Below are 20,857 nucleotides of genomic sequence, written 5' to 3'. Positions count from 1 at the left end.
TCATGCTGTTCTCCTCGGCTCGAAGCAATCGCACGCTCGCCCTCGCTCTAGCGGGAGCTGTCGTTGGCGTCGGCAGCGTTGCGATCGCCTGCGGTGGTGCACGCGACGTCGACTTGCTCGGATCACCTGGCGCCGCGACCATTGCGAATCAGCCGACCGACCCCGCGCCTTCGGACGACGTGCAGGGCGACGGCGATCCGGGATCGAGTGGAACGTCGGGCTCTTCGGGAACGAGCGGCACGAGCGGCAGCTCCGGTACGTCGGGTTCTTCGGGAACGTCCGGAACGAGTGGCACGTCCGGCACGAGCGGCAGCTCGGGTACTTCGGGCTCCTCGGGCACGTCGGGTACTTCGGGCTCCAGCGGCTCCTCGGGTACTTCGGGCTCCAGCGGCTCCTCGGGCTCTTCGAGCGGTGGCTACACGAACCCGGGCATCTTCTGCGGGAGCATCAGCACGGGCATCGATCACTGCGAGGCCGGCAAGGAGTCCTGCTGCATCCGCAGGAAGAACGGCCAGCTGCGCTATACGTGCATGGACACGAAGGACGTGTTCGTGCAGTGCGCTGGTGGGCGCACCTTTTCGTGCGACGACAAGAACGATTGCTCGGGGGGGCAGGTCTGCTGCGGGACGGTCGACGACACGGTCGGCTTCCGCGACGTGGGGTGCCGGACGACGTGCGATCTGACCCCGAACCCGGTCTTCACGAACGTCCGCTTCTGCGATCCCTTCGCGCCGACGGACGAGTGCGCGGCGCTCGGCAAGCAGTGCCTGCCGTCGTCGAGCATGGTCGGCTACGCCTACTGCCAGTAGCGCTTGCAGCGCTCTTTGCACTGACCGGGTGCACGCGCGCAGCGGTTCTTTCGGGCTCGCCGCCGGCGGAACGCGAAGCCGGTGACGCGGGCATTGCGCCATCCATCGCTCCGGTGACGAGCGCCGGGGATGGCGGTGCGCTCGCCGATGCTGCGCCGCTCGTCCTCGTTCCGCCTGAGGATCCCGAAGACGGAGACGACGACGAAAAGGACCCGGGCACCGGACACGCGCCCACGCAGGCGAAGTTCGAGAAGGTCGGCACGCCTCCGCTCGCACTGACGCGAATCTGTGATCTCACTCCCCTCGGCGACGCGCTCTATGCGGGTCACGCCAATCAACCGCTCGGCACGGACGGCGCGACGATCACGCGCTACCGGCCCGATGCCGCGCGCCCGTTCGGCATCGCGTTCGACTGGAATCGCCCTGGAGAGCCCACGAAGGGCGGTGGCGGAGGGCAGGGCTTCCTTCGGGTCCACGCGATCGGCGGAAGGCTCTTCGTTCCCGATGCCGATCCACCGTACGGCGGCCTGGGCCTCGTCGACCACGGCACCGAGGGCTACGTCTTCGTGTCGGACGCCAAGGGAACGTTTGCTCCGCCGCGCAGTCCGAACTTTCGCCCGCCGGCCACGCCGGATCTGACGAACTGGAGCGAGGGCCGCGCCGGTGCAGGCGTGCTTCCGCGCGCGTATCATGTGATCGACGTCATTCGCTATCGAGGGGCGCTGTTCGCCTCCACGGGCTCGGTGCCGCCGAAGGAGCAAGCGTGGCGAGGGCCGTCGCCGGGCGCGCTGCATCGTGCGAACGCCGACGGCTCGCGCTGGACGTACGAGGTCGACTACCCGTTCCCCTGGAAGAATGGCGTCTGGCGACTGACCTTCATGGTCCGCTTCAAGGGCAGGCTCTACGCCGGCCTCCAGGACTACGACGGTCGGGACCCGAACGACTATGTGTATTTTGCACCATCCTCCCCCGAGGCGACGGTCCTCACCCACGACGACGTGCACCCCGTTCGAATCACGCGAACGGGCGCAGCAGGGACGCTTCGCTTCTGGGTCGACCGCAAAGCGCATCCGCATCGGCTCTACTGGCTGGCCTGGGCGCGCGACGGATTGAACCTCCGCGTGACCACGGATGGCGATCATTGGGCGCAAATCGCGCTTCCCGACGATGCGGGGCGGCCTACCGACGTGACGCGCTTTCGCGATGCCGTCGTCGTGCTGACCGAGAACGGCCTCTATCGACTCGGCGGCCGCTCGATTGATGGTCCCGCCGGGCTCTCGCCGGAGGAAATCGCTTCGAACGTGGCCGACGCTGACGCCGTCCGCATCGCCGGTCTCGAGGGGCTCGTGACCACAAAACAGAAGAAGTCGCCCTTCGAGGTGGGCGACTTCTTTTGCACGGCGCCCGTTGGCCGTCTTTCGGAATGTTCTCTACGCGGGTGGTCAGCGAGGCGGCATGCTCTACCGCCTCACCGACTGACCGCGATCACTGCACCACGTCGGCCGCCGAGCGCGGGTAGATCTTGCGGTGGGTGAACGAGAAGTTGCAGATGCCCACGATCTTCTGGAAGGCCGTGCTCACCGGGTAGGTGTTGTCGAGCGGATCGTAGAGGTAGTCATCGACGCGGAGCTTGCCGCCGCTCGCGTCGGTGATTTCGAACTCGTCGTAGTCCTTCGGCGCGTCCGGGTTCATGTTGCTCACCGTCACCGTGTCGAGCTCGCAGAGCATGCTCTCGTACGCCTCGGCGTTGATTCCGTTGTCGCCGACCGCCGTGGTGGTCACGACGAGTGGCGCGAACGGGAGCGTCGTGCCGTTGTCGTTGCTCGTCACCGTCGCTGACGAGATCGTCGTGACGTTGAAGAGCTCTTCGTAGGTACCGGACACCGTGACCTTGTTGCCGACCGTGACCGTCGGAGCGGCCTTCATGGCGACGTAGAGACCCGAGTTCGCGCCCGTACCGGTCTGCGCGAAGAAGCCCATCGGCGAACCGAACGTCTTGAGGCCCGTGACGTAGACGTCCTTCACGATAACTGGCGAGCCGCTCGAGGGGTGATTCGCGCTGTTGGGATCGCGGAGGTCGGTGACGGTAACGGTGACGGGGGGGACGACCTTGGGTGCGCACGCGTCGCCGATGCCATCGCCGTCCGCGTCCGCCTGGTCGGCGTTCGCGACCTCGGGGCAGTTGTCGGTGCCGTTGGGGGCGCCGTCGCCGTCGATGTCGTCCGCGCTCGGGGGCGTGCAGCTCTCGCCGCTCGTCACCGGGCACTTGTCGCAGGCGTCGCCGATGCCGTCGCCGTCGGTGTCGAGCTGGCTGTTGCCGTCGAGCGGGCGGATCGGGTTGAAGACGTCGGGGCAGTTGTCCTGCGCGTCGGCCACGCCGTCGCCGTCCTTGTCGTCACCCGTCGGGCCGCTGTACTGCGAAGCCGTCGCGGCGCTCGCCGTCGGACCACGCGTCGGAACGCAGCTCGGCTCGTTCTTGGGCGTCTCGCCGCGGCAGGCGAAGAGCGGGTAGATGTCCTTGATGCTGGCCTGGATGTCCGCGAGGCTCGTGCCCGAGTCCATCGCGCAGACCTTCTTGCTGACGCCGCAGATGTCGAGCGCGTCGCAATCGCTGGCGCCGAGGCCCTTCGAAGCGAGGACGTCCGCGTCACCGTAGAGCGCCTTGCCGCCGCGAAGGACGAGCATCACGTCGGTCGGGGTCGAGTCGATGACCGCGCGGTAGTCCGTCAGGCCCTTGGCGCTGAAGACGGCGATGTCGCCGATGAAGCCCGGCTTGAGCATGCCCATGACGTACTGGCCGCCGACCGCGAACGCCGCGTTCTGCGTGACCATCTTCCAGAGCGCCTTGTCCGTGAAGTGGCCGCCGAAGTACGTCTTGTTGAGATCGTCGGCGCACTTGAGCTCGCGCGACATGTTCATCGAGCCGCTCGGGAGCCAGTCCGTGCCGAGCGCGATCTGGACACCGAGGTTGTCGTACGTCACGACGGCGGCGGTGTTGCCGTAGAGGTCGACGTTCGAGCGCGGCGACCACACGAGCGCGGTCTGACCGTCGCGGAACTTCTTGATGTCGTCCGCGCGGAGGCCGACGCCGTGGATGACCGCGGTCTGACGAATGAGGAGGTTGTGCGTCGGATCGCCCGCCGCGTCGCTCTGGCAGGCGATTTCGAGATGCGTGGCCTCGTCGATGCCTTCGGCGATGTGGGGGAGGTAGCCGTCGAACTTCTGCGCGGTCGCCTGCGTGTCACGCCCCGTGTCGAAGCTCGCGCAGCTGGTGGGCGGGAAGTTGGTGGCGCTGCTGTCTTTGAGGGGGAAGGTCTGAGAGTTGGCGATCTTGAAGCGGAGGCCTTCGAGCTGTGCGGCCGTGCTGTCGAGATTGCGGATGAGACCCGGCTGACCACCGGCGCTCGCCGCTGCCGTGGTGCCGCTCATGAGGAAGCGGAGCTCGGCGGCCTTGACCGTCGCGGCCGGCGCGGTGCCGTCCGTCTTGATCTTCGTGTGGCCGCGGAGACCCTTGCGCCAATCGTGGCGGTGCTCGTAGCGCTCCGTGCCGTGCGAGCGCGGAGGCGTATTCGCGAACGAGATGTGGTCGTGCGAGTTGATGAGGCCGGGCGACACCACCGCGTCGGTGCAGGTGACCTTCGTGGCGTTGGCGTACGCCGCGTCCGACGAGCAGTCCTTGCCGACGCACGTGATGTAGCCGTCGGCTCCGATGACGATCTCGCCGTCTTCGATCGACTCGGGAAGCAGCAGGCGGCCCTTGATGGCCACGCCCGCAGACCCTTCTTTGTCGACGACGCACGAGCCGTGACCGACCGGGCCGTCGGGGCCTTTGCCACCGTCGGTGCCGTCGCCGGGGTTCGTGCCGCCGTCCGTGCCGTCGGGATCCGCCGGCGAGTTGGGGTTTGCGCCCGGACTCGCGTTGTCGGCACAAGCCGCCAGCTTGAGGAGGGCCAGAAGGGGGACCACAGCGAGGGTAGGGCGGAGTTTCATTGTGGGTAAAGGTGCGGCAGTATACTTGTGGTTCACGACCGTGCACGTGCCGGCCAGGTGAATTCGGGAAACGAGGGTGATTGCGGGGTGGTCTGTTCGTGATCCGGGGCTGATCGGGCCCGGCGCTTCGTCGTTCTCGAGCTGTCCGAGCACTCGAGCGCCCCTTCGGTCACTCGGTCTGCTCGCGTTCATCGAAGCCGTTCGGCGCAGTAGTCCTTGCGTGAGCTGCCGGGAACACTAAAGAAGCCGTCGTTGAAGTCCCCGAACCGCGAAGCACGTATCCGAGAGCGCCTCACGGCCGAGGTGGGCCGACTGGACAAGCAGGCGCCCTTCACGGTCGCGCTGACGTACCCGTCGCCCTATGGCGCAGCGATGAGCTCGCTCGGCTACCAGCGCATCTATCGCGCGATCATGGAGAGCTCGGGTCTGGCGTGTGAACGTGTCGTGCTCGACGACGAAGCCGAGAACGATCTCGCCGCGCAGGAGCACCCCGCGAGCCTCGAGTCACGCACGCCCCTCGAGGAGTTCCCGGTCATCGCGGTGAGCGTGGCCTACGAGATCGAGATCGGCGGTCTCATTCGCCTGCTCGACGCGTCGAACATCCCAGCGCTCCGCGACGAGCGCGATCCCGAGAGGCATCCGTTCCTCCTGGCGGGCGGCCCGCTCACCTTCTCGAATCCGCTTCCGCTCGCGCCTTTCTGCGATGCGATCATCATCGGCGAGGCCGAAGAGATCACGGTCGAGGTCCTGCGCGTGCTCGAGTCCACGCCGCGTCACCACGATCGGCTGGCCGCGCTCGCCAAGATCGCGCACGTCTTCGTCCCCGAGCTTCACGGCGCCGTTCTTCCCACGGTGGCCAAGGTGCCCGACGAGATGATCCCCGCCTGGGCGGCCATCCGCACGCCGCACGCGGTGCTCAGCGACATGTTCCTCATCGAGACCGAGCGCGGCTGTTCACGTCGCTGCACGTACTGCGTGATGCGACGCTCGACGAACGGCGGCATGCGCATGGCGTCGATGGAGAAGATCCTCGAGCTCATCCCGTCCGATGCGAAGCGCGTCGGTCTCGTGGGCGCGGCCGTCAGCGATCACCCGAAGATCGTGAGCATCGTCAACACGCTCGCCGACCAAGGCCGCGAGGTCGGCCTGTCGTCGCTCCGGCCCGATCGCCTGAGCGACGACTTCGTCGGAGCGCTCGCCCGCGGCGGCTACCGCACGCTCACGACCGCCATGGATGGTCCGAGCGAGAAGATGCGCGAACAGCTCGAGCGCAAGGCGAAGGAGAAACACCTCATTCGCTGCGCCGAGCTCGCGAAGAAGCACGGCATGGATCGCCTCAAGCTCTACTTGATGATCGGGCTGCCGAACGAGAGCGACGACGACATCGACGAGTGCGTTCGTTTCACCACCGAGCTCTCGAAGATCTGCCCCGTCGCGCTCGGCATCGCGCCGTTCTGCGCGAAGCGGAACACGCCGATGGATGGTCAGGGCTTCGCCGGCATCTCCGTGGTCGAAAAGCGGCTCGAACGACTTCGCCGAGGTCTCCGTGGTCGCGCCGATGCACGCTCGACGAGCGCCAAGTGGGCCTGGGTCGAGTACGTGCTCGCGCAGGGCGGACCCGAAGAGGGCCTCGCCGTGCTCGAGGCTGTGCGCGATGGCGGGAACTTCGCGGCCTACAAGAAGGCCTTTTCGAGGCTCTCGACGCGCATCGACGTGGCCAAACCGCGCCGCACGCTCGCCATCGCCCAAATCTGAGCCCAGATCTGGGCCCAGATCTGAGCCCGGCTCTGAATCATCGAGCGCGTTCGAGCTTGGAGCGGAAGCGAGCAATCACTTCCGGCTCGGCGCGATACGTCACGATGACGCCGTTCTCTTCGTAGCGTTCGGCGGAGACGCGCCCCGAGTCGTGCATCTCGCTGAGCACGGCCTGGCGGTCGTACGGGATCACGAACTCGGATTCGACGTACGTGGCCTCGAAGATCCCGATGATTCGCTCACGGACGCTCGCGACGTCGCTCGGGTCGTGGGCCGACACGAACCACGCGTCGGGCAGGCGAACGCGAAGGGCGGCGAGCTCCTCCGGCGCGAGCCGATCGATCTTGTTCATGACCAGCGTGGAGGGAACCTCGCCGGCGCCGATCTCTTCGAGGACCTCACGCGTGACGGCGAGCTGCGATTCCCAGGAGGGATCGGCGGCGTCGACGACGTGGAGGAGGTGCGAGGCTTCGAGCGCTTCGTCGAGCGTCGACTTGAACGACGCGACGAGATCGTGCGGGAGCTTCTTGATGAAGCCGACCGTATCGCTGACGAGGATGCGCGGCTTCGGCTCCGGGTAGAGCGCGCGCACGGTCGTGTCGAGCGTGGCGAAGAGCTTGTTCTCGACGTACACGTCGCTGCCCGTGAGGGCGCGCATGAGCGAGGATTTCCCGGCGTTCGTGTAGCCGACGAGCGCGATGCGGCGCGCCTGGCGACGGTGCGAGCGGCGGACGTCCTGGTCGCGCTGGACGGCCACGAGCTCCTCCTTGAGCTCGGCGATGCGGTCACGGACCTTGCGTCGATCGAGCTCCAGCGCGGCTTCACCGGCGCCTCGACCGCGCTGGCGCTCCTTGCCCGAGGGTGATTCGCGGAGGCGCGGCGCGGTGTACGTCAGGCGAGCGATCTCGACCTGCAGGCGCGCCTCGCGGCTCTTGGCGTGGCGGTGGAAGATCTCGATGATGACGCCGGTGCGGTCGAGCACGGCCGCGCCCGTGGCGCGTTCGAGGTTCCTCGCCTGGCTGGGCGAGAGATCGTGGTCGACCGCGACCAGATCGACCTTCGCGGTGCGCTCCCCGTCCACTCCGAAGTCGTCGTCTTCCTCCTCGACGTCCACGTCGCCATCGTCGTCGAAGTCGCCGCCCGCCTCCGCCTCGCGGCGAAGACGCGCCTTGTCCTTCTTCTTCGGCGCCGTGGTGCCGACGTGCCCGTCACCGCCGGTGAGGTCGCCTAGCTCCTTGAGCTTGCCTTCACCGAGCACCGCCGCGGTTTCGAGGTGCGTGCGGTTCTGGGTGACCTTGGCGACGGTCTTGTAGCCGAGGGTCGAGACGAGACGCTCGAGCTCCTCGAGGCTAGAGGTGAATTCGAGATCATCGGCATCGGGCAGGTGGACTGCCACGAGCACGGCTTCTTGGCGCTTCGGGGGGTTCCCCATTGGCCCGCACGGCTAGCACGATGTTGGGCTGCCACCAACCGCGGCCTATTGGGCAGGACCGCAGACGATGCCGACAGCGTCGATTCGATCGCCCGCACGGCCGGTAACGCCGATCGCGACGAGTGACTCGGGACAGCGCAGTTCGAACGACGTGCCCCCGCCGATGCCGCCCGACGCTGCACGCCTCGTCGTTCGCCCGTCTTCGTTCGACGCGCAGAGCAATCCGACCTCGTGAACGAGATGCGTACGACTGCCGTGAACTCCGACGACATGCTCGTCGGGTGCGCACGAGGACTCGAACGTCGACGATGCATGCTGCCCGAACTCCGGGCCGCTCGCGCGACGCGCGTGGCCGTCGTTCGCGACACAAACGGGGGTGATGCTGGACACGCTCTCCTCGCCATGCACCGTTCCGCTCAATGCCGCGAGCTCACTGCCGGCAGGACACTGCCATCGATAGGGCTCACCGCCCTTTCCTCCGGCAACCAGGACCGGCGGTCTGGGCGTGCCGCAATATTGTGCCTCGGCCTCGAAGGGATCGGGCGAGATCTTCATCGCGCGGCTCGCCAGCGCAAACCTCATGTTGTCGAAAAAGCGCCCAGCGTTCAGGGGCTCGTGAATGGCCCTGTCGAGCGCTGCCAATGAACCGCACTGCAGGGCGTGGCGCGCGGCAACGATGGCAGAGTCTTCTGTCGGTTCGCGGGCGGCGAATCGCGCCGCGACCCAAGCCGCGGGCAGATCCTTCTCGTGTCCGGGCCGCCCTCGTTCGGCTACGGCGAGGCGCGATGCAAACGCGTCGGCGAGGCCGTGACGATCGAGAAGGTGCACGGTCGAAGGCAAAATCTGTCCGACGATGCCAATCGCATTCTCCGTGACGACGCCACGCATGCCGGGAGCGACGTCTCGGGAAAGCTCCAAGCTCCTGCGAGGGGGGTGGAAGCGAACCTCGGTATCATGGTCGAAATGAATCGTGCGCCGGCACGAACCTTCGTCGACGCGGCGTTCTATCGGACAGTCTCTCTCCACTTCGGCGCGCATCGTGGTGCCAGTCTTGTGGAATTGAAAATTGCGGTAGTCGCCCAGCAAGATGGGATTCTTTGCGCCGGCCATCCGCGCGTACCAGCCACGTTCGTCTCCAATCCCGCACACGTTCTCTTTGTCGACGCGTAGCTTCGTTCCGCATACGAAAGCCCAGCCTGCAAGCGGAACGGTCAGACCGATGGCAACGAGATACTCGCGGAGCTCCGATTTTCTCGGAAATGCCACGAGGCTCACGGGCATCAGCCCGGCGAAGAGTGCGGGCAGGAACATGCGCCCGTGCATGTAATCTCCACCCATCGCGACGACATACCCGACGTGCAATGTCGCGAGTACGGGCAGAGCGATGAAGATGGCTGCAAGAATGTGCTCGCCTGACGCGCCGAAGCGGCGAACCTGAAGGCCCCAAAAGACCGCCAGTACGGAGAGAGCGATCGGCAATCGATAAAGCGAAAAGAAGTTCTTCGCGTAGCAGAACCCCTGTTTCGTGTTGAACGCGAACGCTTGTTTGGCAATGGCGGTATTCGGAACCAGCGCCGCGTAATACCCCATTCGAAAAAGCTCGTATCCGAGCGGCAGCGCTACCGCCGCGATGGCCATCATTCCCGCCGCTCGGAGCCTCGCTCGACGCGATGGCCCAGCCTGCACCATGCCGTGCACGACGAGCGGGATCAGCATGGACGCCGAATACAATGCAAGCTCCGGCCGCACGAGTGGGCCTAGCCCGAGCAGTGCCGACGCCCCGAGGGCTTTCGTGGGAGACCATTGGGACGAACGACCCTGGCAAACGAGCGTCCAGAACGAAAGACCGAGCCAACAAAACGAGAGGCCCGTCTCGAGCCCCGACGAGGCGTAATCCCACGCCGCCGGAATCACGGCGAACACCATCGCACCGAGCGGCACGTGCAGGCGCTCTTCCCGGGTTCCCGAGAACGCGCCCATCTGGGCCGCCAGGAGCCCCATGACGCTCATGGCGATCCCGCCATACGCGGCCACGTACTCGAGCTTCAAAGGCAATGCCCCGCTCAGACACAGAATCGCGACCCACAGGGGACTCGTCGTCGCCTCGACGCGCTCCCCAGCGTTGTAAACGAGACCGTTCCCCTCGAGAACGTTACGGACGACGCGCAGGTTGATGAATGCGTCGTCGTCCATCCAGACGCGATGCACCGCGAGCACAGCCAGCAGGGCACACGGTACGAGTGCGGGCCACAACCTGGCCCATCGCGAAGAATCTTGGCGGCTCGACATCGATCGGACGCGACGGTGCAGCGCCCGTGCCGCTTCGCGCAACTGCTTTTTCCGCGTTCATCGTCGGGTGTGCAGCGACCGTCGCGTCAGGACCTGTGCCGGATTGTGCCGTACGCCGTGGGGCGCGGCTGAGAGGCCTTTCGGTGGACGTCGCGGTCTCGAGGGGACGATGCGAACGCGACCTCATCCTGGAAGACCGTCGGCTTCGTCGCGGGTGGGCTCGGCATCGTCGGACTGGGCGTAGGCACCTGATGGCCTTCCAGCGAGAGCCTCGCGCGCCATCTGCTCGGGGCGACTCACGGCGGTGAACACCGAAGCCGGAGCGTGCCGTCTTCGAGGACGTCGCAGTAGACGGGCCCGCGTCCTGGGCACGAGGTCTCGCCGGCGTCGTTGATCGCCTTTTTCTTCTCGGCGATCACGCAATCGCAGGTGCTCGCGATGTCCGAGACTTCTTCGTTGACGAGACCGGCATCCGCGCATGCGCCGGGCAGCGGCTCACAGGAATCGTACTCGTTGGGGCCGAACGGATCGCCGATGGGACCGACGACGTAGCGAATAGGAGCTTCGGGAGAACAGCCATTGGCAAACCCTCCGTCTGCACTCGCTTCGTGGTTCGTCGACGGCGGATCACTGTCGCCGTTCGTCGAAGAAGACGGAGTGGACGGTTGGCTCGACTCTGCGCCGGTGCACGCGGTGATCGCGGCGGCGAGGAACCCGGCAAGGTACACGAAGACTCTCGTCATGGATGCGTGTCGGAGCAACGGATGTGCCGCCGTTCGGACAACCGCTTTTCCCGCGTGAAGTGCCGTGCCGGGCGCGATCGCCGTGTCGTGGAGAGCTGGCACAGGGCGATAGAGAGATCGTGGTGTGCTCCATCTTCGCCGACGTTGCTCGGTCCTCGTTGGCGCAACACGCGCCACCGTTTTCTTGAACGGGATTCGGTTAGCGGACGGGCACCTGGACCTTGGTGATCGGACGGCTACCCGTGCCGCCCGCATAGCCGTAGCTGGCGAAGTAGCCCGTGCCCCAGACGGTGACGGTGAAGGGGCCGTCGCTCTTGGCTTCGTGACGGCCGGTCCCGCAGGTGCCGCTCGCCGTGTTGAAGTTCTTGGTGAGATCGAGCCACGCGTACTCGTATTCGCCCTTCGCGCCGAGGGGGCGGAAGTTCGGAACTTCACCGACGCAGTCGAGCGTGACGGGCATGAAGCCCTTCGCAGTCTTCTTGCGGACGAGTGTGAGCGAGGTGTCCGGGAAAGTGTAGTCGGCGAAGAGAACGTATCGGTCGAGGTATTGATCCGTCGGGACGACGTTGACGAAGTCCGGATCGCCGAACGTCGGGCTGTTGACGCCGCCGTTGAAGAGGCCGCCGGTCATCATCACCGAGGCGTAGAACGGATGGTCGGCGTCCTGGCTCCTCACCACCACGAGCTCGTCGGTCATGAACGTGACGAGCTCGCCAGCCTTCAGCGTGGCCGGCGCCTCGAGCGGTTTCGCGGGGTCGTACGTGAGCACGGTGCCGTCGACGGCTCCGACGAGCCGATAGGGCACCTTCTCGCGGCGCTCCGCGGTACTTGGGATACGACTCCGGAACGGAACGAGGCCGTACTCCGACCCCCACTGCGCGAGCGGCGGAATTTGCTGCTGGAGCGTGTCACACGCGCTGACGGTGTTCGGAAGGAACGTGCATTGCGAACCGCCGAAGACACCGATGGGCTTGTTCGACTCGATGGGACTTCCGGTCAGCTCCTCGACCTGGGCAATCTGGATGACCTCTCCGCGTGAGAGTTTCCACGTCACGCGCTGCCCGGCCGCGCCGCCGATGAGGTCGACGCCGTCGTAGATGTCGAGTTTCGGCCGCATGCTCACTTCGGTATCGTCCGAGGTGGCGACGATCTGGAGCGTCGGAGAGCCGAGCGGATTGTTGTAGATGTCACGGGTGAACGGCCAACCGTTGACGGCGACGTAGTTCGTTTTCCACGACGATGTCGGGAGGAGAAGCGTGGCCGACGGGATGAACGTCTTTGCGCCGCCGTACGGATAGATCGAATACGCACTCACGGGGGCGTCGGTCTTGATGGAGAACGCCTTGGTGCGTGCCGTGCCGTGCGTGATGGGGTCTCCGTTGAGCGCACCGACGGTCCCCAGCGGGCAAGCGGAGAAGTTCTGTCGTCCACCCGTCGGCGGAGGGGTGGGCCGGATCTCGGAGAGAAATACGAGCGCGACCTGGCCAGGAGGGAGAGGGCCTTCGAGCTTCGTGTATTTCGGCTCTGCGCCGACCGCCTCGGCGGTGAACAACGATTGGGAGAGGTCGAGCGGCTCGGTGCCATACTCGGCCTGGATGGTGACCGGCCGATCCCACGTGTTCGCGATCATCGCCGCGAAGCAGGAGCCGGGCCCGTAAATCGGCTCGTCCGGAGGGAGTGTCCAGAACGAGCAGCCCGCCGAGCCCTGCGAGGACTCTGCCGCCAGGCAAGCGTCGACGCACGCGCCTTCCGCACAACCCTTGTCCGGACCGCACTCCTCGATCACCGCTTCCGTGCAGCCGTCGACGACCTTCTTCAGGTCGCGCGAACACCGAAGCCCGGCGCACGACGGACCAGGTTCGAAGGGCGCTGCGTCCGGCGGCGCGATCGGTCCCGGGGTGTCTTCGACGAACGCGCGATCACTCTCGCCGCACGACGCGGAGGCCGTGACGAGCATTCCCAGGGAGGCAAGGAAGAGCACGAGTGCGCGCAGCCCGAGCGGGGCTTGCCGGTTACTCGACGTGCTGAAGCGCATGGTACTTCTGTCCGATGATCGAGGGGCGGTGTTACGGAGTCGGGGGGCGTGCGACGGAGGGCGATGGCCTTCAGTCGAACTTCACCGTGAGCGGTGTGCCGTGACGGTCGTCGTCGCGCGTGCCTTGGCCGAGCTGGCCGTACTGGTTGCTTCCCCAGCACTGCACCTTTCCTCCCTGCACGAGCGCGCACGAGCTGAAGAGGCCGACCTGGATGCTCACGACGTGATCGGTGAGTGCCTTCGCCTTGGTGAGCAGAGGCGCCCCGGTGCCGCCGTCCGCGTCGCCGGTTGCAAGCTGGCCGAAGGAATCCGTGCCGCAGCATTCGACCGTGCCGTCGGTCAGGCGCACGCACGTTGCGCCGTAGCTGATGCTGACCTCGCGTGCCGGCGCTTCCCCTCGCGTTCGGATCTCGACGGGCGTTGCCGAACCGTCCTTCGTTCCCGTGCAAGAGAGAGCGCCATTGGGGCCCCAGCAGTACAAGCGACCGTCCGCGACGGCGCAGAGGCGTTCGGTGGACGCGGCAACGCTGGTGACGTTCTCGAGGCCCGTGACGGCCAAGGGGGCGGTGCCTGGATAGGTCACGAGCCAGCGGTAGGCGCCCCACACGAAGAGCTTGCGGTCATCGGCAACGGCGAATCCGAAGCCGCCGGTGTTCTCGGAGGCAAATCCACCGGCGCGGAGTGCTTTGACCCGCGTGATTGCGTTTGCCGGTCCTGGGCCCAGGATGCGATTGGTCTCGTCCGGTCGACCGAGTGCATCGCCGATGTTCGTACCCCACGACCAGAGCTCACCGGCGCTGGTCGTCGCGAATACGAGGCCCACTGGGCCGACGTCGATCCGGGTGAAGCCGTCGATCGGACCGCCGTCGCGAGTGACGAGCGCCGGCCCGTGAGGGACGTAGTCCGTCCTCGGTGGCTCGAGGCCGAGCCTGCCGCCGTTGTTGCTTCCCCAACACGTCACGGTTCCGTTCGTATGCAGTGCGCACGTCGTGCCGTTCGCGGCGCTGAGCTGCTCGACATCCGTGAGTCCGACGTCGCGAGGAACGGTCTGGTACGACGTGGATGGATCGCCGCCGTCCATGATGCCGATGGCGCCGGAGGTTACCCCCCAGCAGCGGACGGTCTTGTCGTCCATGAGCGCGCAGTAGTGCGTGTCGCCCGTGACGAGCTGGGTCACACAGGGCTTCGTCGTGCACGTCACGAGCTCGCCTTCGGCATCGAACGGAGCTCGCGCATCGAGCGCACCGCCGTCCCCGTTCTGCGCGTCCGGGGCCGCGGTCTCTGGAAGATTCGCGGCCGCTTCGCTCGCCCCGTCCGGAGCGTCGTCGAACGCGGGCGTCGGGTCGTTGTTGCTGCAGGCGACGAGGATCGTGGTGGCGGCCACCGGGGCCAGCATGAAGAGGAAACGCATTCGTCGTTTCATGAGACTTCGCCCTCAGTGGGTGGAAGGAGACAATTTGTGAAGGGCGATTCCGTCTCCGACAATCCAGAGATCCGTATTCGAACTTCCCCACATGGCATAAAGGCTCGCCGTTGACGGGATGAACTCGAGCGTCGTCTTGACGAACGTGAACTGTCTGCCGTCCCAATGCCTGACTTGGCCGTAGTCACCGGCAAGGAAGACGTCGTCCGGTTTCGTTCCCCACACGGCGCGCGTGAACCAGACGTTCTTGCAATACCAATATCCCTCGCAGGTTCCGAACGTGCCCGGCGTCCAGGCGAATTCCCCGGACCCGTCGTTCTTCGCGACGCCCATGAATCGTCCGTCTTGGGACGAGTAGATCTCCGGAACCGTGCTGCCGAATAGCCACACGTTGTTCGGACCGATCGAGCCGCCGCCGCTGAAGACGCTGCCGCGGAGTCCGTTGTAGCCGAACGAGGGCATTCCGGCCTGGCTCCACGTCGGGCCATTTTCACCGGCGACGCGGTGGTAAACGACCGCCTCTTGGATGCAGAAGATCGAGCAACCTCGATCGTACTGGCCGGCGATCCAGACGTCGTTCGGTCCGCTGCCCCAGACCTTGCGAAATCCGACGGTGCCGGTCGATATCGGGTCGAGCTCCCAACCGTCGCTGCCGTCTTGGGCAGGGCCTTGGTAGTGGAGGACCTTGCCGTCGAACATGGTTATGTAGGTCTTCGTCGAGCCGACCGCCCAGACGTCGCTTTCGCTCGTCCCCCAGATCGACGAGATGACCTCGCTGCGGACCTTGGTCCAGGTGAGGGCGTCGGACGACGGGCCCGTACCATGGAAGAGACCGTTGTCGCCGCCGACCCAGATGTCGGTCGGGCTGCTGCCCCAGATGGCGTGGAGACGGTTCGCTTCTTCGAAGACCTTCGTCCACGTTTTGCCATCCCAGCGCAGGATGCTTCCTTTGCTGGCGCTGAGGATGGGATCGGCCCACCCAACGGCCCAGACGACGCCGTCACCCGCGCTCCAGACGTCGCGGAGGAAGGACTTCGGAGGTAGTTGGGTATGGCAGACGAAGTCGTCGGAGCACGTGCGCGGCTCCGCGTCTCCGGCATCGGCGTCGGCCTGAGCGTCAGCTTGCCCGGCGTCGGCGTCCGCGTCCGCGTCTTCTTGTGGACGGGTCGCGTCCGAAGCGTCGGGCGATTCGACGTCGGGAGCGTCCAGTTGGACATCGGTGTCCGTCGTACCGTTCGAGCAGCCGATCATGGCCGCCACCGCGCCGCTGGCGAGCATCGTGGCGAGCGCGCCGAGCGAGAGTCGCCCCAGAAAACGTTCGTTCATTGCGTTCCGCCCTTCGGCGCTTTCGGACCCGTGAAGTGCAATGCGGTGGCTTCGCCGACGATCCAGACGTCGTTCGGACCGCTGCCCCAGATGCGGTAGAGACGCGGCTTCGGCCCAACCGGGAAGGTCGCCGTCGCCGGGCGCCAGGAGTCGCCGTCCCAATGGATGATCGTTCCGTTGTCGCCGGTGGCCCACACATCGCGAGGCCCGCTTCCCCAAACGGCGCGAAGGGTCTCCGTCGTCGGTGACGGCACGATCTCCCACTCTCGAGAGGCGTCGTTCGACCAGTGCCGAATCGTTCCGCCTTCGCCGACAATCCAGATATCCGAATTGCTGCTTCCCCAGATGCCCAGGAGGTTGTCGGCGGTGAACGTGTTCTTCAAGAGCGTCCACTGGTTGGCGCCGCCGCCATTGCCGACAGCGCCGTTGGAGTGGCGAACGCCGCCCTTTTGGCCGATGACCCAGAGGTCGTTCGCGCTCGTTCCCCAGATGCCGTTCGAGTCAGGGCATACCTGGCCGCTGATGCAGTAGGTCGAAGCGACGTCCCAGTTCGACGTTGCGTCCAGCGGATTGGTCGGCGTGCCGTAGTGTCGCCACAGGCTGTTCTGCGGATACCCCCGCGTTGTCGGGCCTCCTACGAAGAACTCTCCTGGACCGATGTTCCAGATGTACGTGAGTGTCGAGCCGAGCCAGTTCGTCGGATCACCCTCGTCACGCGGAGGCTGGATTTCGAGCTTCGTCGCATCGCCGTGGAACCCATCGACATGTGCGATGAGATTCGGCGCCGAGACGATCCAGACGTCCGTGGCGGAGCTGCCGCCTACCGCGCGCAGCGTGTCTTTGCCTTTGAATGGGATCCTCGCCCAGGCCGCGCCATCCCAGTGCGCGATGGTGCCACCCGAGCCGACGGCCCAGACGTCGTTTGCCGAGCTACCCCACACGGAGAGCAGCGCAAAGCGAGCGTCCGTATTGGTCGGGACAGCGCAAAAGTCGGCCTCCGCGCACGTAAGCTCGCGCGTCGTGCAGCTGCCGTCGCTCGCGTCATCGCAGCTCGCATCGAGCGCGGCGTCCGCATCCACGTCCACGAGTGGACTGCCGCTCTCGGGGACCGTGGAGGCGTCGGGGGTCACGTCGACGGAGTCGTTCGCCTGCGCGCAACTCGCGACGGCAAGGGCGAGGCCTGCGAGGCCGACCGCCGCGAGGGGGAGAAGCGAGCGGGAACGAGTCGCGTTGGTCTTGGCGTGAATCATCACTTCGTCACCGTCCCGGCGTCGCACTCGGTCATCGCGCACTGGCCGTTGATGCACGGCTGGCCAGCTTGGGTATCGCAATGGTTTCCGCATTGGCCGCAATGGCCATCGCTCACCATCAGATTGGTTTCGCAACCGTTGTTGGGATTGAAGTCGCAATCACCCCAACCGGGCGCACATCCCGTTTCGCAGATGCCTTTTCGGCACGTTGCCGTGGTGTTCTCGTGCCAGGCCTCACACTTGGTGAAGCACGTGCCGCAGTTGTCGGGGTCGCTCAGGAGATCGTAACAACCGAGGTTGGACGTATCGATGGTCCCGCAGAGCGTCTGGGTCGGATTCGCGCAGAGGCACTCGGGGTGATAGTCTTCGTTGAGGTCCCAGCAGACTTGACCGGCGGTGCACTTGTTTCCGCACTTGCCACAATTGTTGGGGTCGGTATCGGTGTAACTGAGACCGACGAAAACCTCGCAGCCGTTCTTGGGATCCTTGTCGCAATCGGCCCAGGTATCGCCCCACCAATCCTGGCACCTGAGCTGCCCGCACTGGTTGTCGACGCAGCCATATTCCATGTGCGGAGGCGGCTCGGGCGCGTTGGTCGGCCACGAGCAGGCATTCCCGCACGCACCGCAATGGTCATCGTTGTTGCGCGGGTCGATGCATTCGCCTCCGCAATCGATCAGGCCCGCGTCGCACCCGCACTTGCCGTCGATGCATCGAACGCCGTCCGCGCACTTGTTCCCGCACGCGCCGCAGTTGCTGGGATCGGTCGAGGTGTTCGTCTCGCAGCCATCCTCGAGGACGGTGTTGCAGTCCGCGAATACCCAGAACTTGCCGCCGGCAGGCTCCTTGGCGCAAAGCGGTCGACACGCGCCCGCCACGCACGTCGAAGACATGTGCAGATTGCCGAACTGCGACGGGCAAACCTTGCCGCACTCTCCGCAGTTGTTGGAATCCGTATCGAGATTCACGGAGCACGGATATCCGTTGCCACAGGTCGTGTACGGTTCCGTGCAGCTCGTGGCGATGCAGAGCTTGGGAGACTCCAGAGAGGGCGCATCGGAGTCACCGCCGGAGTCTTGCGGCGTGAACGAAGGTGGCGGCGCGCTTGCGTCGATGTCGTCGAGTCGGGCGCCGACGTCGAGCGGCGTGTCCGCGCATGCGCTTGCGAGCGCGACCGCGGAGCCCGTGATCGCAAGAGCGAAGATTCGATGGTACCGGCGTGAAGACATGAGCACCTGAAGCGCCTGGGAAGTGGCGTGGTGGCGAGAGCAAGATGGAGACGCTCGCAAGCGGAGCGTCAGGGGACTGCGGGGGTGGGACTTCCGCTGGCAATGGCCCGTGCGACGGAGGGGGCGAGCAGGCCGTTCGGAAAGCGCGCATGGAACCGAGCGGCTCGCTCGCGAGCCTCGGGAAGGCGACCGGCCTCGGCGAGCGCCTGGATGTGGAGACTCTCGTTCTCCTGATTGAGCTGACCGCGCGGAAAGCGTCGCTCGTGTTCTTCGACGGAGCGGAGCGCGCCCGCGTAATTCTTGGCCGCGAGCTTGGCGCGCGCGTCTTCGACGAGCCGATACTCTTCGGCGAGATCCGTACCGCCAGCCTCCGGCGTCGCGTTCGCGCTATTTGCGCGTCGTGCGGGCGGAGCCGCGAGTGGCGCTTGTGCGGATGCCGGAAGGTCGTCGACGCGCATGGTCGGAACGTCGGGAGCGCCGGTATCCGAGGGCGGAGCGACGACAGGCGCCGGGACGTTCGGCGTGCTGACCGTGCTGACCGTGCTGACCGTGCTGACCGTCATCGATGTCGGCGCGCCGGCGGATCCGGTGCCGACGACTTGCCACGCCGCCAACGTCCCGAGCGTGCAGACGGCGGCGACGAGGAGTCCGGAGCGACTCATGAAGATGCTACGCCGGACAGCGTTTGGTGCGGACAGGGCACGTTCGACCTTCGCGAGGATGCGGTCGTGTGCGGGCCCGCCATAGGCTGGTTCGACGGAGTCGAGACGCTTCGCGTCGTCGATCATGGCGCGAAGATCGGACTCGAGAGAGTCCTGCGAGTGCTGCGAGTGCTCCTCGCGAAGCCGGCTCATCGAGTGCTCCGTGACGCCCGAATCCGATGTACGGCTTTGCGGAATTCCTCGCGAGCGAGGCGCAGGCGCGAATAAACGGTATTGGCGGGGACGTTGAGCATTTCGGCGATCTGCGAGGCGGGGAAATCGTTCATTTCGTGCATGACGAACACCACGCGGCGCTCTTCTTCGATGGCGTCGAGCGCGGCGAGGACCATGCGTCGATTTTCTTCGGCGACCATCTGGTCGTCGGGAAGGGGGGCGGTGTTCGTCGGTTCGAGCGCGGAGTCGTCTTCTGGTTGCTGCCACCGGCGGTGACGCGCGAGGCGCCGATACGACGACGCTGCGCGGAGGCAGAAGCCGAAGAGCCAGAGTGGGAGCGGGCGGGTCGAGTCGTAGTCGTCGAGCTTTCGATGGACGGCGACGAACACTTCTTGAGCGACGTCCTCGACGTCCCCATCGCGTACGCCGAGGCGTCGCAAGCTCATGAGGACGAAGCGGAGGTGCTCTCGAAAGATGTCGCGGAAGTCCACTCGTACGTGCTGCTCCGAGCGGAGCTCATGCGTCGTCATGGCCGTTCTGCGCGGCCATCGATCGGTATTGGGCGGTCCCCCTGGGACTCGTCACAAAATCGACATGCGAAGACCGACGCCGATTTCTCCCCCCACCAAAGGCGCGCGCCATAGCGACTCGTTGCCGAAGCGAAGGAGGGGGCGCGAAACTGGAAAGAGAGCGCTGCCATGGAGCTCGAGCGAGAAAGGACCGGCGATCGGGACTTCGGTGCCGAGGCGGGCTCCTCCGGCGAAGTAGGCCGAGCTCGACAAGCGACTGACCACTCGGCCGGTGCCGGCCGCGCGGAAGTCGCCTGCCGTGCCGATCGCGCACACGAACGTTCGCAACCATGCAGTGTGCAAGCAAGCGGAGCCGGAGAGAAAAAGGAGCCACGCCTGCGCGCCGGCATGCCCCGCACCGGATTCGATGGTCGCCGGCAACCAAGCTCCTGCATCGAGGCCGACGCCGAAGCGACCTCTCCGCGCCGTGAGTCCGAACGACGTTCCGGTCGAGGCGTGGGGCAAGATCCCGACGCCCACGAGGAAGGCAGCCTGCGTTCGGACCTCCGTATGCGTACGCGGAGCAGGCGGAGCAGACGGCGGAGGCGCGGCAGCCTTCGCGGGATGGGACGTTCGCGGCTCGGCGGGAGCCGGACCGACCGTGCCGACCGGAGCGGCGACGGAGGGCTCCTGTGGTCCCGGTATCGGCGTCGTCGTTGGCGGCGCTGCGAGGGAAAGGCTACGTGAGCGCTCGATCGTGAGGCTGACGGTGAGCGCGGCCGCGGCGCTCAGGGTCGAACACTCGGCGGAGCCGGCAACGATGTCCTGGGTCGCGGCCGCGTCCGGAGTTTGATCGACCCGCTCACGGTGCGTGATGGTCGCGTGCAACCATCGACCGTCCCGAGCGATGCGGGTGGTGACCAGGATGGACGCGCCCTCGGCGAAGGGCTCCTCGTCCGGCAGACGGCGACGAACGGCGTCGAGGAATTCAGGCTCGGAGAGGCATCCGACGATGCCCTTCTCCACCTCGTAGCGCAGCTCCACTTTGGGGGCGGGGACGACGTCGGTGGTCACCACCGCTCCGTCGGCTCTTGCCGCGCCGGTCGAGAGGGCGACGGCAAGCGTTGCTGGCCATCCTCGTTTCAAGAGCTCGAGCGTGCGCACCACGGCGAAGACCGAGAAGACCGACGGA

The 20,857-nt window shown here is 66.1% G+C and carries 15 protein-coding genes; 3 read left to right on the top strand and 12 right to left on the bottom strand.

The features are described 5' to 3' along the window. The first annotated feature begins 2 nt into the window (after positions 1-2). Together AKJ09_RS54260 and AKJ09_RS14495 are read left to right on the top strand one after the other, a co-directional pair. Positions 3-809 (top strand): hypothetical protein, encoded by an 807-nt coding sequence (locus AKJ09_RS54260; protein WP_205633709.1) that lies wholly within the window; start codon positions 3-5, stop codon positions 807-809. Then, positions 764-2,344 (top strand): hypothetical protein, encoded by a 1,581-nt coding sequence (locus AKJ09_RS14495; protein ID WP_146647795.1) that lies wholly within the window; start codon positions 764-766, stop codon positions 2,342-2,344. Before AKJ09_RS54260 ends, AKJ09_RS14495 begins: the two co-directional genes overlap by 46 nt. On the opposite strand, the gene AKJ09_RS14490 is transcribed toward AKJ09_RS14495, so the two are convergent. Beyond that, complete coding sequence (locus AKJ09_RS14490; protein WP_169927539.1) at positions 2,295-4,799, bottom strand: thrombospondin type 3 repeat-containing protein; 2,505 nt, start codon at positions 4,797-4,799, stop codon at positions 2,295-2,297. The genes AKJ09_RS14495 and AKJ09_RS14490 overlap by 50 nt on opposite strands. Positions 4,800-5,051: 252 nt before the next feature. Between AKJ09_RS14490 and AKJ09_RS14485 the strand changes: the two genes are divergently transcribed. Continuing rightward, positions 5,052-6,554 (top strand): B12-binding domain-containing radical SAM protein, encoded by a 1,503-nt coding sequence (locus tag AKJ09_RS14485; protein ID WP_146647793.1) that lies wholly within the window; start codon positions 5,052-5,054, stop codon positions 6,552-6,554. Positions 6,555-6,591: 37 nt separating this feature from the next. Here the strand turns inward: AKJ09_RS14485 and hflX are convergent, their stop codons facing one another. The 11 genes from hflX to AKJ09_RS14430 form a co-directional block, all read right to left on the bottom strand. Beyond that, positions 6,592-7,986, bottom strand: coding sequence for a GTPase HflX (hflX, locus tag AKJ09_RS14480; RefSeq protein ID WP_146647792.1), 1,395 nt, complete (start codon positions 7,984-7,986; stop codon positions 6,592-6,594). Positions 7,987-8,031: 45 nt separating this feature from the next. Then, positions 8,032-10,194 carry an arabinofuranosyltransferase AftB family protein gene (locus AKJ09_RS14475; RefSeq protein ID WP_146647791.1) on the bottom strand — a complete coding sequence of 721 codons (2,163 nt, stop codon included), beginning with the start codon at positions 10,192-10,194 and terminating at the stop codon, positions 8,032-8,034. A 377-nt stretch (positions 10,195-10,571) separates the two neighbouring features. Then, positions 10,572-11,018, bottom strand: a complete 447-nt coding sequence (locus AKJ09_RS14470) for a hypothetical protein (protein WP_146647790.1) — start codon at positions 11,016-11,018, stop codon at positions 10,572-10,574. 199 nt (positions 11,019-11,217) lie between these two features. Further along, positions 11,218-13,053 (bottom strand): IgGFc-binding protein, encoded by a 1,836-nt coding sequence (locus AKJ09_RS14465; protein ID WP_146647789.1) that lies wholly within the window; start codon positions 13,051-13,053, stop codon positions 11,218-11,220. A 70-nt stretch (positions 13,054-13,123) separates the two neighbouring features. Next, on the bottom strand, positions 13,124-14,476 hold the full coding sequence (locus AKJ09_RS14460; RefSeq protein WP_146647788.1) for an RCC1 domain-containing protein: 1,353 nt from the start codon (positions 14,474-14,476) through the stop codon (positions 13,124-13,126). A 12-nt stretch (positions 14,477-14,488) separates the two neighbouring features. Continuing rightward, positions 14,489-15,802 (bottom strand): WD40/YVTN/BNR-like repeat-containing protein, encoded by a 1,314-nt coding sequence (locus tag AKJ09_RS14455; RefSeq protein ID WP_146647787.1) that lies wholly within the window; start codon positions 15,800-15,802, stop codon positions 14,489-14,491. Next, positions 15,799-17,052: a WD40/YVTN/BNR-like repeat-containing protein gene (locus AKJ09_RS14450; RefSeq protein ID WP_146647786.1), complete on the bottom strand. Its 1,254-nt coding sequence runs from the start codon at positions 17,050-17,052 to the stop codon at positions 15,799-15,801. Before AKJ09_RS14450 ends, AKJ09_RS14455 begins: the two co-directional genes overlap by 4 nt. Next, the gene (locus AKJ09_RS14445) at positions 17,052-18,281 is read right to left on the bottom strand and encodes a hypothetical protein (protein WP_146647785.1); all 1,230 of its coding nucleotides are present in this window, start codon (positions 18,279-18,281) and stop codon (positions 17,052-17,054) included. Before AKJ09_RS14445 ends, AKJ09_RS14450 begins: the two co-directional genes overlap by 1 nt. Positions 18,282-18,349: 68 nt before the next feature. Beyond that, positions 18,350-19,135, bottom strand: coding sequence for an outer membrane protein assembly factor BamD (locus AKJ09_RS14440; RefSeq protein WP_146647784.1), 786 nt, complete (start codon positions 19,133-19,135; stop codon positions 18,350-18,352). Further along, on the bottom strand, positions 19,132-19,686 hold the full coding sequence (locus AKJ09_RS14435; RefSeq protein ID WP_146647783.1) for an RNA polymerase sigma factor: 555 nt from the start codon (positions 19,684-19,686) through the stop codon (positions 19,132-19,134). Before AKJ09_RS14435 ends, AKJ09_RS14440 begins: the two co-directional genes overlap by 4 nt. A 51-nt stretch (positions 19,687-19,737) precedes the next feature. Beyond that, entirely contained in the window at positions 19,738-20,832 is a 1,095-nt protein-coding gene (locus AKJ09_RS14430; protein WP_146647782.1) for a hypothetical protein, read from the bottom strand. Positions 20,833-20,857 lie beyond the last annotated feature (25 nt).

It is taken from the genome of Labilithrix luteola, assembly GCF_001263205.1.
GTDB lineage: Bacteria > Myxococcota_A > Polyangia > Polyangiales > Polyangiaceae > Labilithrix > Labilithrix luteola.
The sequence above is the reverse complement of the archived record's forward strand: the minus strand, read 5'-3'. Positions and strand labels throughout refer to the sequence as shown.